At 45.0% G+C, this 15902-nt stretch carries 14 protein-coding genes, 13 tRNA genes and 1 rRNA gene; 22 read left to right on the top strand and 6 right to left on the bottom strand.

Annotation, left to right across the window (positions count from 1 at the left end; translation table 11 throughout):
• The first annotated feature begins 3 nt into the window (after positions 1 to 3).
• The 6 genes from proC to hemW all read left to right on the top strand — a co-directional run bounded on the left by proC (position 4) and on the right by hemW (position 4200).
• Positions 4 to 822, top strand: coding sequence for a pyrroline-5-carboxylate reductase (gene proC, locus NL644_RS08405; protein ID WP_114323650.1), 819 nt, complete (start codon positions 4 to 6; stop codon positions 820 to 822).
• A 52-nt stretch (positions 823 to 874) separates the two neighbouring features.
• On the top strand, positions 875 to 1432 hold the full coding sequence (locus NL644_RS08400) for a YggT family protein (RefSeq protein WP_012841393.1): 558 nt from the start codon (positions 875 to 877) through the stop codon (positions 1430 to 1432).
• The gene (gene yggU / locus NL644_RS08395) at positions 1432 to 1722 is read left to right on the top strand and encodes a DUF167 family protein YggU (RefSeq protein ID WP_005384515.1); all 291 of its coding nucleotides are present in this window, start codon (positions 1432 to 1434) and stop codon (positions 1720 to 1722) included. The genes NL644_RS08400 and yggU overlap by 1 nt, the downstream gene beginning before the upstream one ends.
• A 128-nt stretch (positions 1723 to 1850) precedes the next feature.
• Entirely contained in the window at positions 1851 to 2282 is a 432-nt protein-coding gene (locus NL644_RS08390) for a DUF4426 domain-containing protein (protein ID WP_005381010.1), read from the top strand.
• A gap of 118 nt (positions 2283 to 2400) precedes the next feature.
• Complete coding sequence (locus NL644_RS08385) at positions 2401 to 3003, top strand: XTP/dITP diphosphatase (protein WP_005381009.1); 603 nt, start codon at positions 2401 to 2403, stop codon at positions 3001 to 3003.
• A gap of 18 nt (positions 3004 to 3021) precedes the next feature.
• On the top strand, positions 3022 to 4200 hold the full coding sequence (hemW, locus tag NL644_RS08380) for a radical SAM family heme chaperone HemW (protein WP_042521300.1): 1179 nt from the start codon (positions 3022 to 3024) through the stop codon (positions 4198 to 4200).
• A gap of 90 nt (positions 4201 to 4290) precedes the next feature.
• Here hemW and glsB read toward each other — a convergent pair whose 3' ends face one another.
• From glsB to trmB, 3 genes are all read right to left on the bottom strand, one after another.
• Positions 4291 to 5211, bottom strand: coding sequence for a glutaminase B (gene glsB / locus NL644_RS08375; RefSeq protein ID WP_005381007.1), 921 nt, complete (start codon positions 5209 to 5211; stop codon positions 4291 to 4293).
• A 98-nt stretch (positions 5212 to 5309) separates the two neighbouring features.
• Positions 5310 to 6338: a TRM11 family methyltransferase gene (locus tag NL644_RS08370; protein ID WP_053304146.1), complete on the bottom strand. Its 1029-nt coding sequence runs from the start codon at positions 6336 to 6338 to the stop codon at positions 5310 to 5312.
• Between the two features lie 17 nt (positions 6339 to 6355).
• Positions 6356 to 7075 carry a tRNA (guanosine(46)-N7)-methyltransferase TrmB gene (gene trmB, locus NL644_RS08365; RefSeq protein WP_005384506.1) on the bottom strand — a complete coding sequence of 240 codons (720 nt, stop codon included), beginning with the start codon at positions 7073 to 7075 and terminating at the stop codon, positions 6356 to 6358.
• A gap of 203 nt (positions 7076 to 7278) precedes the next feature.
• Between trmB and mutY the strand changes: the two genes are divergently transcribed.
• From mutY to NL644_RS08285, 16 genes are all read left to right on the top strand, one after another.
• Positions 7279 to 8355, top strand: coding sequence for an A/G-specific adenine glycosylase (gene mutY / locus NL644_RS08360; RefSeq protein ID WP_253658311.1), 1077 nt, complete (start codon positions 7279 to 7281; stop codon positions 8353 to 8355).
• Positions 8356 to 8374: 19 nt separating this feature from the next.
• Positions 8375 to 8647, top strand: a complete 273-nt coding sequence (locus tag NL644_RS08355; RefSeq protein WP_005381002.1) for an oxidative damage protection protein — start codon at positions 8375 to 8377, stop codon at positions 8645 to 8647.
• Positions 8648 to 8725: 78 nt separating this feature from the next.
• The gene (gene mltC / locus NL644_RS08350; RefSeq protein ID WP_114323655.1) at positions 8726 to 9865 is read left to right on the top strand and encodes a membrane-bound lytic murein transglycosylase MltC; all 1140 of its coding nucleotides are present in this window, start codon (positions 8726 to 8728) and stop codon (positions 9863 to 9865) included.
• A 100-nt stretch (positions 9866 to 9965) separates the two neighbouring features.
• A tRNA-Phe gene (locus NL644_RS08345) sits at positions 9966 to 10041 on the top strand.
• A 66-nt stretch (positions 10042 to 10107) separates the two neighbouring features.
• A tRNA-Thr gene (locus tag NL644_RS08340) sits at positions 10108 to 10183 on the top strand.
• A 7-nt stretch (positions 10184 to 10190) separates the two neighbouring features.
• A tRNA-Phe gene (locus tag NL644_RS08335) sits at positions 10191 to 10266 on the top strand.
• Positions 10267 to 10321: 55 nt separating this feature from the next.
• Positions 10322 to 10397: transfer RNA gene (locus NL644_RS08330), tRNA-Asn, on the top strand.
• A gap of 70 nt (positions 10398 to 10467) precedes the next feature.
• Positions 10468 to 10543, top strand: a tRNA-Thr gene (locus NL644_RS08325).
• A gap of 7 nt (positions 10544 to 10550) precedes the next feature.
• Positions 10551 to 10626, top strand: a tRNA-Phe gene (locus NL644_RS08320).
• A gap of 38 nt (positions 10627 to 10664) precedes the next feature.
• Positions 10665 to 10740, top strand: a tRNA-Asn gene (locus NL644_RS08315).
• Positions 10741 to 11009: 269 nt separating this feature from the next.
• Complete coding sequence (locus tag NL644_RS08310; RefSeq protein ID WP_114323656.1) at positions 11010 to 12635, top strand: methyl-accepting chemotaxis protein; 1626 nt, start codon at positions 11010 to 11012, stop codon at positions 12633 to 12635.
• Positions 12636 to 12868: 233 nt separating this feature from the next.
• Positions 12869 to 12944: transfer RNA gene (locus NL644_RS08305), tRNA-Phe, on the top strand.
• Positions 12945 to 12997: 53 nt separating this feature from the next.
• A tRNA-Thr gene (locus NL644_RS08300) sits at positions 12998 to 13073 on the top strand.
• A gap of 22 nt (positions 13074 to 13095) precedes the next feature.
• A tRNA-Asn gene (locus NL644_RS08295) sits at positions 13096 to 13171 on the top strand.
• Positions 13172 to 13211: 40 nt separating this feature from the next.
• A tRNA-Thr gene (locus NL644_RS08290) sits at positions 13212 to 13287 on the top strand.
• A gap of 15 nt (positions 13288 to 13302) precedes the next feature.
• A tRNA-Asn gene (locus NL644_RS08285) sits at positions 13303 to 13378 on the top strand.
• A gap of 291 nt (positions 13379 to 13669) precedes the next feature.
• Here NL644_RS08285 and NL644_RS08280 read toward each other — a convergent pair.
• The 3 genes from NL644_RS08280 to rrf all read right to left on the bottom strand — a co-directional run.
• Positions 13670 to 15106, bottom strand: a complete 1437-nt coding sequence (locus tag NL644_RS08280) for an NAD-dependent succinate-semialdehyde dehydrogenase (RefSeq protein ID WP_181869533.1) — start codon at positions 15104 to 15106, stop codon at positions 13670 to 13672.
• A gap of 558 nt (positions 15107 to 15664) precedes the next feature.
• Positions 15665 to 15741 (bottom strand) — tRNA-Asp (locus NL644_RS08275).
• Positions 15742 to 15787: 46 nt separating this feature from the next.
• Positions 15788 to 15902: ribosomal RNA gene (gene rrf, locus NL644_RS08270) — 5S ribosomal RNA — on the bottom strand; the annotation flags it as partial.

Here is a 15902-nt window from a genome sequence, read left to right as displayed (position 1 = left end):
CAAATGGAACATAAAAAAATCGCCTTCATTGGTGCTGGCAACATGGTAAGAGCCATTGTTTCTGGCTTGGTTGCTAACGGATACCCAGCGCAAAACATTACCGCGACAGCTCCTTCAGAGGCTCGCCGTCTTCCGCTAGAACAAGATTTTGGCATCCGTACCACCAGCGATAACATCCAAGCTGCGACCGAAGCGGATGTGGTGGTATTGTCTGTGAAACCGCAAATGATGGCTGATGTTTGTAAACCACTGCAAGCGATCGATTTCACTAATAAACTGGTGATTTCTATTGCCGCTGGCATCAACTGTTCACGATTGGATGATATGCTAGCCACCAAATTGAACTTGGTTCGTGTTATGCCAAATACGCCATCACAACTTGGGTTGGGCATGAGTGGTTTATTCGCACCAGCCCATGTAACTGAGCAAGACAAAGCTTTTGCTGCAGAGTTAATGGAAGCGGTCGGTAAAGTATGTTGGGTTGTGCAAGAGTCTGGCATCAATAATGTGATTGCCGCAGCAGGCAGTGCTCCGGCATACTTCTTCCTGTTTATGGAGGCGATGCAAGCAGAAGCGATTGCTCAAGGTTTTGATAAAGACACCGCTCGACTATTGGTTCAGCAAGCTGCATTGGGCGCGGCCAGTATGGTGGTTAGCAACCCAGAAACTGAGCTATCGACCCTGCGTGAGAACGTGACATCGAAAGGTGGGACAACGGCAGAAGCACTGCGTACATTCAACGAACATCAACTTTCAGATATTGTTGCTAAAGCCATGCAAGCTGCTGTGGCTCGCGCGGAAGAAATGGAAAAACTGTTTTAATTATTTGGATGAACTCCGTTTAGTATCATCCATCACTTGTTAAGGGTACCTTATGAATTCAATGAGTTTTCTCATCTCAACCCTATTTGACCTGTACATCATGGTCGTAATTTTGCGAATTTGGTTGCAAGCTGCACGCGCAGACTTCTACAACCCATTCTCGCAATTCATAGTAAAAGCGACTCAGCCGGTCATTGGTCCACTGCGCCGCATTATCCCATCCGTGGGGAATATTGACCTAGCAACAGTGTTGTTTGCCTACGTGTTGTGTGTGCTTAAATTTGTCGTTCTGATCCTGATAGCTTCGAACGGTTCCGTCTCTTTCAGCGCTGATTTCTTGTTCTTGGGCTTGTTATCATTAATCAAAGCCGCTGGAGGTCTGCTGTTCTGGGTACTATTGATCCGTGCAATTTTGAGCTGGGTAAGCCAAGGTCGCAGCCCTATCGAGTACGTATTCCATCAATTAACCGAGCCAATGTGCGCACCAATCCGTCGTATTATCCCGGCTATTGGTGGTCTTGATTTGAGCGTACTGGTACTGTTTATCGGCTTGCAGTTCGCGAACTTCTTGATGGGTGATATCATTGGTCCAATTTGGTTCCAGTTATAATGTCAGCCGCAGTTTGGCAAGATGGCGAGGACATCATCCTAAAGCTCTATATTCAACCTAAAGCAAGCCGCGATAAAATTGTTGGCTTGCATGGTGAAGAGCTCAAAATCGCCATTACTGCTCCACCTGTCGATGGCAAAGCTAATGCGCACCTAACTAAGTTCTTAGCCAAGCAGTTTAAAATCGCTAAGGGTTTGGTTCACATAGAAAAAGGTGAATTAGGACGGCACAAACAAGTTCGGATAGAATCGCCTACCCAGATACCGACAGAAATTAAAGCCATCTTATGATGGCTTTTTATTTACGATTTTGTACCACACTTACTAATACCAACGACTGAGTACGCATTTTTTACCCCCTGACCAAGGTAAAATTGCAGCTATGGTTGTTTTATAACAAGTGCTTTGAGGAAGTAACAATGAGCAAATGGATTACCGCATTACTGATTAGCCTGTTGTCGTTACCAAGCTTCGCCGATCAGTTTAAAAATATGAAAGATATCGAAGTACACTATGTCGCGTTTAACTCAACATTCCTAACACCCAAAGTCGCACGTAGCTACGATATCAAACGTAATGGATACCTCGCTGTGGTTAATATTAGCGTGTTAGATAGAGCTTCATTGGGTAAGCCAGCATTAGAAGCAAAAATTGCTGGACGCGCGAAGAACCTTATCGGCCAAACTCAGACCTTGACCTTTCGTGAAGTCAAAGAAGGCAATGCGATATACTATTTAGCCGAACTGCCAATTACCCACGAAGAAACTTTTACTTTCGATATTGACGTAAAAGCTGGAAACAAAGGCTCAGGTAAGCTTAAATTCACCCAGAAGTTTTATGTTGAAGAGTAATTGGGTTGTGATGTTCCAAAAGCTTTTGGATCTAAGCAGGCTAAAAACCACTTATTAGTTAAAGAATATCTAGAGGAGAACGATTTGTTCTCCTCTATCACTATTAAAAGAGATTCCCATGAAAAAAATTGTGCTAGCAACTGGTAACCAAGGCAAAGTTCGTGAAATGGCAGATTTGTTGTCTGACTTCGGCTTTGAAGTATTAGCGCAAAGTGAATTCAATGTATCGGAAGTAGCTGAAACGGGTACAACTTTCATTGAAAACGCAATCATTAAAGCTCGCCATGCCGCACAAGAAACAGGGCTTCCTGCCATTGCAGACGACTCTGGATTAGAAGTCGATTTCTTAAAAGGCGCTCCGGGCATTTACTCTGCACGTTACGCAGGCGAGAGCGCATCTGATCAAGAGAATCTAGAAAAATTGCTAGCGGCAATGGAAGGCGTACCAGAAGCAGAGCGTACAGCACGTTTCCACTGCGTATTAGTCCTCATGCGTCACGAGAACGACCCAACGCCTATCGTCTGTCACGGTAAATGGGAAGGCCGAATTCTAACTGAAGCACACGGTGAAAATGGCTTTGGCTACGACCCAATCTTCTTTGTTCCTGAAGACAACTGTGCGTCAGCCGAACTTGAACCTGCACGTAAGAAACAACTGTCTCACCGCGGTAAAGCGCTCAAGTCGTTGTTTGCTCAACTGTCTGAGCAAGTGTCTCAGTAATCACGAGCGAATTAGACCATGTTAACGCCCCCAGCACTCAGCTTGTATGTACACATCCCTTGGTGTGTGCAAAAGTGCCCGTATTGCGACTTTAACTCTCACGCGCTCAAAACCGAGATTCCAGAAGAAGAGTACATCAGTGCCCTTTTAGAAGATTTGGATACCGACATTGAGAAATACAGACTTAACGAAGCGCCACGTCCACTGCATTCAATCTTCATTGGTGGTGGTACGCCGAGTTTGATTTCGGCAGAAGGCATCGAGCGTCTACTTAAGGGCATTGAAGCGCGTATTCCGTTCAAGCCTGAAATCGAAATCACCATGGAAGCGAACCCAGGCACCATCGAAGCAGAGCGTTTTGTTGGCTACCGTAAAGCCGGGGTAACGCGTATCTCTATCGGCGTGCAAAGCTTTGAGCAACAAAAGCTTGAGCGTTTGGGGCGTATTCACGGCCAAGACGAAGCCGTCAACGCTGCTCAGCTGGCGCACCAAATCGGTTTGAACAGCTTTAACCTCGATCTCATGCACGGCTTACCTGATCAAAGCATCGAACAAGCCTTGGCAGATTTGGACAAAGCGATTGAGTTGGCACCGCCGCACTTGTCTTGGTATCAGCTGACCATCGAACCAAACACCATGTTCTACTACAAGCCACCAACGCTACCTGACGATGATGACTTGTGGGATATTTTCGAGCTCGGACACCAAAAACTTGCAGCCGCGGGTTATGTGCAATATGAAATCTCCGGTTACAGCAAGCCGGGCTATCAGTGTCAGCACAACCTCAACTACTGGCGCTTTGGTGATTACCTTGGTATCGGTTGTGGCTCTCATGGCAAACTCAGTTTTACCGACGGACGTATTATTCGAACGACAAAGGTAAAACACCCGCGAGGCTATTTAGCGGCTTATCAAAATATGGTCAAACCTTATCTGCATACAGAACATGTCGTCGCGGATGAAGATCGTCCATTCGAGTTTTTTATGAACCGATTCCGCTTAATCGAAGCCTGTCCGAAGCAAGATTATGTGGACACCACGGGCTTACCGCTTAGTACGATTCAAGAAACCATCGACTGGGCGATAGAAATGGGCTACCTGAGTGAAACGGCTACCCATTGGCAAATTACTGAAAAAGGGAAGCTCTTCCTTAATGATTTGCTCGAAGCCTTTATGGCCGAAGAAAGCGAAGAGTAACGCAACCCCAAAACAAAAAAAGCCTCTCAATTGAGAGGCTTTTTATTTAGAAACTGTGCCGTCCTAAATAAGGTTGACACATTTCCAACATTAGAAAATTGAACGGCCAATTCGCTCTGAGAGCAGCTCAAGCGCCTTAGTACCCGCAAGCGAGTTACCTGAAGGATCAAGCTCTGGAGACCATACTGAAATAGTCATTTCACCAGGTACTACCGCGATAATGCCACCACCAACACCAGACTTACCAGGCATACCAACGCGATAAGCAAACTCGCCCGCGCCATCATACAGGCCACACGTTGCTAACAGTGCATTAAGTTGTTTGGTTTGCACAGGAGAAACTACAGGCTTACCCGTTTGTACCGATGTGCCCTTGTTTGCTAAATAGCTAAACGTTTTAGCCAAATCGACGCAACTCATCTTCAGCGCACAAGCGTGGAAGTAGTTTTGTAGTACTGGAATCACCTCATTTTCGAAGTTGCCAAACGAGCGCATGAGATATGCAATCGCCGCATTACGATCACCATGCATCATTTCGGATGCCGCAACGACTTTGTCATACACAATATGGGTATCACCAGAAAGCTGACGCACAAATTCCAACAGGCGCTGACGAGGTGCAGATAAGCGAGTTTGTAACAAATCTGCCACTACTATCGCTCCAGCATTTATAAATGGATTACGAGGAATACCTTGCTCCATTTCTAGCTGGATTAGCGAATTAAATGCCTGCCCCGAAGGCTCTTTTCCCACTCGAGACCAAATTTCTTCTTGCTTGTACAAGCACATCGCTAACGTCAAGCTCAATGCTTTTGAAATAGATTGGATAGAGAAAGGTTCATCGGCATCACCCGCCTTAATAACCTCACCTTCGTTGGTGTATACCGCAATACCTAACTTGTTGCTGGGTACTTTTGCCAGAGCAGGAATGTAATCAGCCACTTTACCTTGGCCGATTAAAGGGCGTACTTCCGCCAAAATATCTGTCAAAATTTCCACTGTCGGTTTCATTCTCTACCTTCTATTTACAAGAGAACTCGTTGAGCTCAGAGGTAAAAAAAGCCAACGTGTCGTTGGCTTTTCCATAGGGTTCGTTCGACTCAAGTCGATTATGGTTTTACTGCCACAATAATATTGCGGTTGATAGATTGATCAACACGGTGAAGATAACCGATGTAAGGCTCTTCTGAAAGTACCTTCCAACCTTGCTCTTCAAATAATGCCGCGACATCTTTCCATTTCAATGTGAATTCATTGAAAGACAACACCACTGAACCTTGCTTTTTCAATACCACTTTCCATGCAGGCAGAGCCTCTTTTAAAAGCTCTAGTGGACTACGGTTCAGTTTGCTGTCCTTGGCATTTTTGCTGCCGTGCTGCACGCCATAAGGCAGATCAGACACCATCACATCAACTGAGTTCTTTTTCACGACTTGATCAGCGATACGAGTATCAGCCGAATACAGCTTCATAAACTGAAGATTGCCTTGGTTGTAATCTTCTTTATTTGCTGCAGCTTCAACCACGAAACCATCCGCCACTTTCTTGCCACCCGCAGTGCGCTTTTCTTTGCTCACTTTGTGCTTAAAGCGGCCATTCTTCATGAACTTAACAATAAAGGTCTGGATCTCTTGCACCCACTTGGCGTTGATCTCAACCCCTACCACGTTCAAACCGTGGATCAAGCCTTCAAATAAGGTTGTACCTTTACCACACATTGGATCCATTAAGGTCAGTTGTTCACTTCCCGTATTGGACGCACTAATGCCGATATTCACCATCAAACGGGTAAACTGCTCGTTTGTTTTCCCGGTGTAGCGCAAAATCTGACTCATACTTTCCGGGAAAGTGTTAAATACGGGCGATTGAACTGGTCGAAGTAAACCATCTTCGCGCACTTCAAATAGCGCATAGTAAATCGAAGAGGCTGCGATTCTTCGCGCCTGCTCATCGGTTAGCGCTTCCTGACAAGAAAACACCAACGCAGCAGGTAAGCCAACGTCTTTACTACCAATTTCTGTCACATCCACACCTTGTGAAGCTAAAATTGCTTTTAGCTCAGAACAGGCAATGGTCATTGCGCTATCAAAGTAAATTCGGTTATGACCCGGATTCGCTAATATCGCGTAATGGTACATCCCATGAACTCCTCTGGTTACGCAATACGCTTATATTTGATATCCCAAACACCGTGACCAAGACGGTGACCACGAGCTTCAAACTTCGTTAGCGGGCGATCGTCTGGACGAGGAACGAAATCACCATCTTTAGCAATGTTTTCGAAACCTGGCGCTTGGTTCATCACTTCAATCATGTGCTCTGCGTAGTTTTCCCAGTCGGTCGCCATGTGGAAAATACCTTCATTAGGGATAAGCTTCTCACGCACCATTTCCGCAAAACCTAATTGAACAATACGACGCTTGTGGTGACGCTTCTTATGCCAAGGGTCTGGGAAGAACAATTGTAGTGTCGATAAGCTGCCATTTGGGATCATGTGTTCGAATACTTCTACCGCATCGTGACACATTACACGCAGGTTAGTAATTCCCGCTTCGCGAGCATCGGCAAGACAAGCACCAACGCCTGGGCTATGAACTTCGATACCGATGAAGTTTTTCTCTGGCGCGTTCTTTGCCATTTCAACCAATGAAGCACCCATACCAAAACCGATCTCAAGCACTACTGGGTTATCGTTGCCAAATACCTCTTTCCAATCGAGAAGTTCAGCTTTGAAGTCAATACCCATCGTAGGCCAGCATTCATTCATCGCGCTCTCTTGACCTTTAGTCAAACGCCCTTCACGGCGTACAAAGCTGCGGATTTTGCGGATCAGCTTTCCGTCTTCGTTGTATTCGTTAGTGGTTACTTCACTCATTGATTTTGCCTGCACATTGATTAATCAAAGCGGGGATTATCCAAAGAATTTACTTAGGTGCAAGTATTTGTTGAGCTCTTGGTCTATGGCAACCAAAAAGCAACGACACACCTCTTTATATCCCTACTGTTTATCCGTTGTACTTCTTGCCCATTATGTGGTGCAATTTTGCACCTAACCAATAATAGAATACAGAGCAAGTCGTGACACCTTTCGCCAGTGCCATCCTAGAATGGTATGACGCATATGGAAGAAAAGATCTTCCGTGGCAACAAAATAAGACCGCATACAGTGTCTGGTTGTCTGAAATTATGCTTCAGCAAACTCAGGTCACTACGGTTATTCCGTATTACCAACGTTTCTTGGAACGCTTTCCAACCGTGATCGATCTTGCCAATGCTGAGCAAGATGAAGTCCTACACCTTTGGACTGGCTTAGGGTATTACGCCCGAGCCCGTAACCTTCACAAAGCAGCACAAGAGGTCGCCTCTACATACAATGGTGAGTTTCCTCTTGATATAGAGAAAATGAACGCCCTACCGGGGATTGGTCGCTCTACCGCTGCCGCCATTTTATCGTCTGTGTATAAACAACCACACGCGATTCTTGATGGTAACGTGAAGCGCACCCTATCCCGCTGTTTCGCAGTTGCAGGATGGCCAGGACAAAAAAAGGTTGAAAACCAGCTGTGGGAAATTGCCGAAACGCATACCCCACAAGCGGATGTAGATAAGTATAACCAGGCAATGATGGACATGGGCGCAATGGTCTGCACACGCAGCAAACCCAAATGTAGCCTCTGCCCTGTTGCTGATCTGTGTGTGGCAAAGCAACAAGGTAATGTGCTCGACTACCCGGGCAAAAAACCGAAGAAAGATAAACCAATCAAGCAAACTCGTTTCGTGATGCTTCACCACAACACCGAAAATGGTCATGAGGTGTGGTTGGAGCAAAGACCACAAACAGGCATTTGGGGTGGCTTATTCTGCTTCCCACAAACCGAACATGTGGATGCAGAAAGCGACATTGAATTGCTACTGGATCAACGCGGCATTCAAGCCAGCAATATCAAACAGCAGCAAACACTGATTACCTTTCGTCATACCTTTAGCCATTACCACCTAGATATCACGCCAATTTTGATTGATTTATCAAAGCAACCGGACGTGATAATGGAAGGCAACAAAGGTCTTTGGTATAACTTATCTAAACCTGAAGAAGTCGGTTTAGCCGCGCCAGTAAAACTATTGCTGGAAACGCTACCCCACGAACTTCGTTAATTGAATACAAGGAGTCATTATGAGCCGCACTGTATTTTGTGCTCGACTAAAGAAAGAAGGCGAAGGTCTAGACTTTCAACTTTACCCTGGTGAACTAGGTAAACGCATTTTCGACAACATCTCGAAAGAAGCGTGGGCTCAGTGGCAACACAAACAAACCATGTTGATCAACGAGAAGAAACTCAACATGATGGATCCAGAACACCGCAAACTGATCGAAACAGAAATGGTAAATTTCCTCTTTGAAGGAAAAGACGTTCATATCGAAGGTTACACACCGCCGAGCGAATAAAGTCGCTTGAGTTAAAACAATGACATCACAACCACTTGTGGTGTCATTTTTCTATTACCTTCAATAGCCCTGATACTTATGAAAAAAATTGTCTTTATTGCTGCCGCACTTTTAATGGCTGGCTGTAGCCGTGAATTCGTCGAAAAGATTTATGACGTCAACTACGAGCCCACAAACCGTTTTGCCAATAATTTAGCTGAGCTACCTGGACAATTTGAAAAAGATACCGCCGCGTTGGACGCCCTGATCAATAGTTTCTCTGGTAACATTCAAAAGCGCTGGGGTAAAAAAGAAATTAAGTACGCAGGCAAAAGTAATTACGTCAAATATATCGATAACTACCTTAGCCGTGCCGAAGTCGACTTTCGCAAAGGCGTGATCACGATTGAAACCGTATCACCGACCGAGCCCCAAAAGCACCTCAAAGAGGCGATTGTCACGACCTTACTCACGCCAGACGATCCAGCTCACGTCGACTTGTTCTCCTCAAAAGGAATCACGTTAGAAGGGCAACCATTTCTGTATAAACAAGTTGTTGACCAAGACAATAAGCCAATTCAGTGGTCTTGGCGGGCAAACCGATTTGCGGAGTATCTCATCGCAAACAAAATCAAGACCAAAGACGTTGATTTCAAGAAAGCGTATTACGTCGAAATCCCCATGGTTGAAGACCATTTTTCAACACGCAGCTACCAATACGCCGATATCGTGCGCCGAGCTTCCAAGAAATACGATATTCCAGAAGATTTGATATACGCCATTATTAAAACCGAGAGCAGCTTCAACCCGTACGCAGTAAGTTGGGCAAATGCGTATGGCTTAATGCAAGTTGTACCTAAAACCGCCGGTCGAGACGTATTCAAGCTCGTGAAAAAGCGCTCAGGCCAACCAAGCCCGGAATATTTGTTTAATCCAGAAAACAACATCGATACCGGTACTGCGTATTTCTACATCTTAAAAAATCGTTATTTAAGAGAAGTCCATCACCCTACCTCTCTCGAGTACAGCATGATTTCCGCGTACAATGGCGGTACAGGGGGTGTTTTAAACACATTCAATCGCAACGATCGCAAACGCGCAATGCAAGATCTTAATTCGTTGCAACCCAACCAAGTTTATTGGGCATTAACTAAGAAACATCCGAACGCAGAAGCACGTCGTTACCTAGAAAAAGTTACAAATTTCAAAAAGGAATTTAACTCAAAGCAAACTTTGTAGTGACAGTTGAATAAAAAGCGTTCGAACAAGCACTTTTTTGAAATTATTTAAAAAAAGTGGTTGACGCAAAGCGGGAAAATCCGTTTAATAGCGCTCCGTCGCCCGGATAGCTCAGTCGGTAGAGCAGAGGATTGAAAATCCTCGTGTCGGTGGTTCGATTCCGCCTCCGGGCACCACAATTTGATTTGTTGGTGTCTTAACGAAATGTTATAACACGGACAAAAGCACAAAGAATAAAGTGTGCCGACTTAGCTCAGTAGGTAGAGCAACTGACTTGTAATCAGTAGGTCACCAGTTCGATTCCGGTAGTCGGCACCATTCTTTTGCCTCGATAGCTCAGTCGGTAGAGCAGAGGATTGAAAATCCTCGTGTCGGTGGTTCGATTCCGCCTCGAGGCACCATATTTGGTGCGCTTGCTTAATTTTAAATCATTGGCAAGACACAAAACAGAATAGTTCCTCCTTAGCTCAGTTGGTAGAGCGACGGACTGTTAATCCGCAGGTCACTGGTTCGAGTCCAGTAGGAGGAGCCAACTTCAAGAATTTCATATAAATGAGATTCTTAAAACGAAGAGTTCATCTCTTCTAAAAAGAATAAAGTGTGCCGACTTAGCTCAGTAGGTAGAGCAACTGACTTGTAATCAGTAGGTCACCAGTTCGATTCCGGTAGTCGGCACCATTCTTTTGCCTCGATAGCTCAGTCGGTAGAGCAGAGGATTGAAAATCCTCGTGTCGGTGGTTCGATTCCGCCTCGAGGCACCATTATTTGGTGTCATTGCTAAACACGATACACGAATAATTCCTCCTTAGCTCAGTTGGTAGAGCGACGGACTGTTAATCCGCAGGTCACTGGTTCGAGTCCAGTAGGAGGAGCCATTTTTAAAAAGCCGCATCTTTTGATGCGGCTTTTTGGCATCCTGCCCTACGCTCATTTCATTTTCTCTGTTTCTCTGTTTCTAGCATCGCAAAATATTAAGCCCAATCTCTAAAAAATACTTATTTTACGCTAAAAATTTAATCCTCATCATAATTTCAATACGCATTAGTATGCGCGAATATTCATCTTCACTAAGATGCCCGAGTTATTACATTTCTTCTTTTAGCTATGCCTTGCATAGTGATGACACTTTATTTGTGAGCCAAATATGAAACTAAAAACTCAAGCCTATTTATTATCTGCGATCATATTGCTAGCACTCCTAGCACTGACCGCAACGGGCTTATGGACACTTCGCGTCGCAAGTAACCTTGATAACAAAGCTCGGGTTACTGAGCTATTCAAAAGTGCGTACAGCATTCTTACCGAAGTAGAAAAAATGGCTATCGAAGGCAAAATGCCAGAGGACGAAGCGAAATCATTAGCCACTCGCCTACTCCGTAATAATATCTACAAAGACAACGAATACGTTTATGTCGCAGATGAGAACATGATTTTTGTTGCAGCTCCGCTTGACCCTCAATTACATGGAACAAGCTTTCACGACTTTCGTGATGGAGATGGCAACAGCGTCGGCCAACTTATCTTAGATGTTTTGGGGCGCAAAACAGGTCAAATCATCGAATATACTTGGAGTCAAAAGCAGGCCGACGGAAGCATTGAAGAAAAACACTCTATTGCCGAGAAAACACCACATTGGGGCTGGGTTGTAGGTACAGGGATCGGCTTTAATGAGGTGAATGCTCGCTTCTGGGCTACCGCTCAATGGCAGCTTGTACTGTGTTTAGTTATCGCGGGGAGTATTCTCGGTGGCCTGATAATCTCGATTCGCAAGATGCTCAATCTACTTGGTGGAGAGCCAAACGATGTGCGCAAAGCCGTTCAAGCTGTCGCACAAGGCGACATTCAGACCAGTTTTGATGCAGTGGCGCCGAGAGGAAGTATCTATCGTGCGGTGCAAGATATGAGTCAATCACTAGCCACCATGGTGACAAACCTTGAGAAATCCATGCACGCACTGCGCGCTGAGTTATCTGCCGTAGAATCTCGCTCAAATACGATTGCCGATCTCACCGTATCCCAGCAGCAGTCAACAGCAATGATTGCCACTGCGATGACTGAAATGGCTTCTTCAGCCAACCATGTTGCCAACTCGGCAAGTGATACAGCAAACAACACAGACGAAGCCGATAAACAAAGTCAGCATACTCAGAAGTTGATTCACAGTACTGTTGAAAACATTCAAGGTTTGGCTTCTCAATTAAATACTGCAAGTAAAGCGGTCGCCGATCTAGATCAGGATGTAAATAGTATAGTGAAAGTGCTCGATGTAATTGGCGATATTGCAGAGCAAACAAACTTACTCGCACTCAATGCTGCCATTGAAGCAGCACGTGCCGGAGAGCAAGGTCGAGGCTTTGCCGTTGTTGCCGACGAGGTGCGTAACCTGGCAGGCCGAACACAAGATAGCACTAAAGAGATTCAGCATATGATCTCCAACCTGCAAGAAGGTTCCCGTAACGCTATTCACACAATGGAAGTGTGTGCAGAAACCAGTGAGGGCACAGTAACAGAGTCTAAGAATGCCTCTGAAGCTCTGCAGCAAATTGTAACGGCGTTAGAATCTATCACTGCAATGAGTCAGCAGATCGCGACTGCAGCAGCCGAACAAACTCAGGTTAGCGATGATATTGCGCTGCGCGTAAATCTTATCGAGGAAAGCGGAAGCCAGCTCAACTCAGTGGTAACGGAGAGTCAATCAAGCACTCAAAGTTTAGCTTCGCTGGCGGATGAGCTAGAAGGTTGGGTAAACAAGTTCTCTGTAAAGCACTAGGTTAAAGTCAATTGTTTAGTATAAAGCACGTTTTCAAGCGTGCTTTTTTTGTTTTTATCCATTTACTCTACTTTCAAACTCCTATCTTTCCATTAAAGAAAGCTTAGTTGATGGTGGATTTGTATCAAAAATGCATAAAAACAGCCCACTCCGAGCACATTTTCATCAAACGATATTTTATTTTAATTTTATGGTTGACCTAAGAGCCGAAAAACCGTTTAATACACCTCGTCGCCCGGATAGCTCAGTCGGTAGAGCAGAGGATTGAAAATCCTCGTGTCGGTGGTTCGATTCCGCCTCCGGGCACCACAATTTATTAATTGTTGGTGCTTAGCACGAACAATAGTTAAAGAATATAGTGTGCCGACTTAGCTCAGTAGGTAGAGCAACTGACTTGTAATCAGTAGGTCACCAGTTCGATTCCGGTAGTCGGCACCATTTATTCTTTTAAAAAGACAATTCCTCCTTAGCTCAGTTGGTAGAGCGACGGACTGTTAATCCGCAGGTCACTGGTTCGAGTCCAGTAGGAGGAGCCATTTTTCAGTTAGTAAGTCGATTACTTATTAACGAAAATGTGCCGACTTAGCTCAGTAGGTAGAGCAACTGACTTGTAATCAGTAGGTCACCAGTTCGATTCCGGTAGTCGGCACCACTTATTAAAATTTGTTCCTCCTTAGCTCAGTTGGTAGAGCGACGGACTGTTAATCCGCAGGTCACTGGTTCGAGTCCAGTAGGAGGAGCCATATTAGAAAAAGCCGTATCTCTTGATACGGCTTTTTTGCATTGGTTTAAAGCCTAACTCTTTTCTACTCATGTCACTCAGGAAAGAAAATCAGAGTTTAGATCATTACCTTGAAGGCATCGCTTAACTTAGAGTGGAATATCTGCTCACCAACAACTCTGCTTTCTATCGATAGTCCCACCATAAGCAATGTTCACCAATAAATATAAACCAAATTAATCATAGTGGGTGGTACGCCTTCCAGATCAAAAAAAGCCAGGTAAAACCCAGCTTTTTGCTTAAATCAACCAACTCAGCTTAAACCACCGAGACAAATATACTTTGTCTCCAAATATTCATCGAGCCCTTGTTTCGCACCTTCTCGGCCAACTCCTGACTCTTTCACTCCACCAAACGGGGCCACCTCAGTAGAAATAATCCCCTCATTGACACCAACCATGCCGTATTCCAGACCTTCACTGAAAGCAACAATACGCTTGAAGTTATTCGTGTAGAAGTAACAAGCCAAACCATACTCTGTGTCATTCGCCATTCCGAGAACTTGTTCATCATTCTCAAAGGTAATAATAGGTAACACAGGCCCGAATAGCTCTTGCTGAACAATCGACATATGCTGCTTGACGCTATCCAAAAGAACGGGCTCCATAAAGCGCCCAGAGCGTCTCTGCGGAGAGTTGGCAATAGAAGCCCCTTCTTGTACGGCTTGATCGATCACCGCCTCTAGACGATGTTTAGAAGCCATCGTAATAACAGGGCCTAATGTGACACCGTTATCTAAACCATTACCAAGCTGTAATTTGCTTAACTTCGACAATACTTTTTCAATAAAAACTTGTTTTACACCTTCATGAACATACAGCCGATTGGTACAAACACATGTTTGCCCTGCATTACGGAACTTCGAAGCGACAAGCCCTTCCGCAGCCGCATCTAAATCTGCATCTTCAAAAACAATAAAAGGTGCATTACCACCTAACTCCATCGAAACCGCTTTGACAGAGTCACTGGCTTGTTTCATCAAAATCTTCCCGACTCGCGTAGAGCCCGTAAAAGAAACTTTCTTAATCCTAGGATCAGTACTTAGTACTTGGCCAAACTCAGCTGCCTGCTCTGATACCACCACAGGAAGCAGTTCTTTTGGGATTCCTGCCTGATAAGCTAATTCAACAACAGCAATTGCAGTAAGAGGTGTAAGCTCAGAGGGCTTGATCAACATGCCACAACCTGCCGCCAGGGCTGGTGCTGCTTTTCTTGTAATCATCGCAATAGGGAAGTTCCACGGCGTAATTGCAGCGCATACTCCTACAGGCTGGCGAATAGCAGACAGGCGTCGATCTGTCGTGGGGGCAGGTATAACTTCGCCATAAGCACGTTTGGCTTCTTCTGAGAACCACTCGACAAAAGAGGCGCCATACATCACCTCCCCTTTACTCTCGGTTAATGGTTTTCCCTGCTCTAAGGTAATAATTGTGGCAATGTCTTCTGCATTATCAAGGAGTAATTGATACCACTTTTTCAAGCGACGAGAGCGCTCTTTAGCACTTAACTTTGCCCAGCGAATTTGCTCGGTTTTACACTTACCAATAATGTCATCTAATTCCTCAAGAGCACTGGGCTTTAGTCGAACTAACTCTTGCTCAGTTGCAGGGTTGATGACCACAATTCCCTCTTCGGAAGACCATTGTTTAAATACGGATTTCAAGGTTTCATTTTTTATTTGTTGCATCATCAAACTTACTCCTACGAGAACTCCTCTTAGGTTAATCTTTACTAGCAAGATCAGCAAAGAAAACAAAGTTTTCTAAAAGACATGAATGTTCGAATGACTTTATTCTCTTAACAGTCTAGACGCTCATTCTCTTCCAATGACTAAATCAGACTAGCGGTAACAAACTCCAGCAATCCATTCTCCTAGGGACTATCCAGAACACTAGAACGATGAATATGTGCGAAGTGGCAGTAGAAAACTCTTATTAGAGAAGAGCGTTAACGAAATACGCAGTGACAAGGATACAAACTACGAGCTAGCTCATGCGGATTCATCGGTCTCCAGCATTTACTATAGGCTCGAATCTGTAGAGAAATGGGCAAGATTACATTCAACTAGAATTGTGCAACTCGGTTACAGAGAAAGCTGGCACTACAGATACCAAAAGTCTTAGTCTTTCAAAAGTGGCAGCGGATCCGGGCTACGAGTAGGCCTTCTGCGGGAGTCATTCGAACGAAGGGAGAAATATACTTGCATTAACGAAAAAGCCCCAGTCTTTCGACTGGGGCTTAATATAAATGGCGGAGTGGACGGGACTCGAACCCGCGACCCCCGGCGTGACAGGCCGGTATTCTAACCAACTGAACTACCACTCCGCAGTGGTATCACTCACTTGTAATCAGCAAGTGTCCATAATTTAAAGCCTGGCGATGTCCTACTCTCACATGGGGAAGCCCCACACTACCATCGGCGCTATTTCGTTTCACTTCTGAGTTCGGCATGGAAGTCAGGTGGGTCCAAAACGCTATGGTCGCCA

The organism is Vibrio sp. Y10_XG_PY6 (assembly GCF_024181795.1).
Taxonomy (GTDB): domain Bacteria; phylum Pseudomonadota; class Gammaproteobacteria; order Enterobacterales; family Vibrionaceae; genus Vibrio; species Vibrio diabolicus.
Note: the sequence above shows the minus strand (reverse complement) of the source record. Positions and strands in the feature narration are given on the sequence as shown.

Coding starts and splice junctions, on each gene's coding strand:
- proC (WP_114323650.1), top strand. CDS start 4: ATGGAACATAAAAAAATCGCCTTCATTGGTGCTGGCAACATGGTAAGA.
- NL644_RS08400 (WP_012841393.1), top strand. CDS start 875: ATGAATTCAATGAGTTTTCTCATCTCAACCCTATTTGACCTGTACATC.
- yggU (WP_005384515.1), top strand. CDS start 1,432: ATGTCAGCCGCAGTTTGGCAAGATGGCGAGGACATCATCCTAAAGCTC.
- NL644_RS08390 (WP_005381010.1), top strand. CDS start 1,851: ATGAGCAAATGGATTACCGCATTACTGATTAGCCTGTTGTCGTTACCA.
- NL644_RS08385 (WP_005381009.1), top strand. CDS start 2,401: ATGAAAAAAATTGTGCTAGCAACTGGTAACCAAGGCAAAGTTCGTGAA.
- hemW (WP_042521300.1), top strand. CDS start 3,022: ATGTTAACGCCCCCAGCACTCAGCTTGTATGTACACATCCCTTGGTGT.
- glsB (WP_005381007.1), bottom strand. CDS start 5,211: ATGAAACCGACAGTGGAAATTTTGACAGATATTTTGGCGGAAGTACGC.
- NL644_RS08370 (WP_053304146.1), bottom strand. CDS start 6,338: ATGTACCATTACGCGATATTAGCGAATCCGGGTCATAACCGAATTTAC.
- trmB (WP_005384506.1), bottom strand. CDS start 7,075: ATGAGTGAAGTAACCACTAACGAATACAACGAAGACGGAAAGCTGATC.
- NL644_RS08355 (WP_005381002.1), top strand. CDS start 8,375: ATGAGCCGCACTGTATTTTGTGCTCGACTAAAGAAAGAAGGCGAAGGT.
- mltC (WP_114323655.1), top strand. CDS start 8,726: ATGAAAAAAATTGTCTTTATTGCTGCCGCACTTTTAATGGCTGGCTGT.
- NL644_RS08310 (WP_114323656.1), top strand. CDS start 11,010: ATGAAACTAAAAACTCAAGCCTATTTATTATCTGCGATCATATTGCTA.
- NL644_RS08280 (WP_181869533.1), bottom strand. CDS start 15,106: ATGATGCAACAAATAAAAAATGAAACCTTGAAATCCGTATTTAAACAA.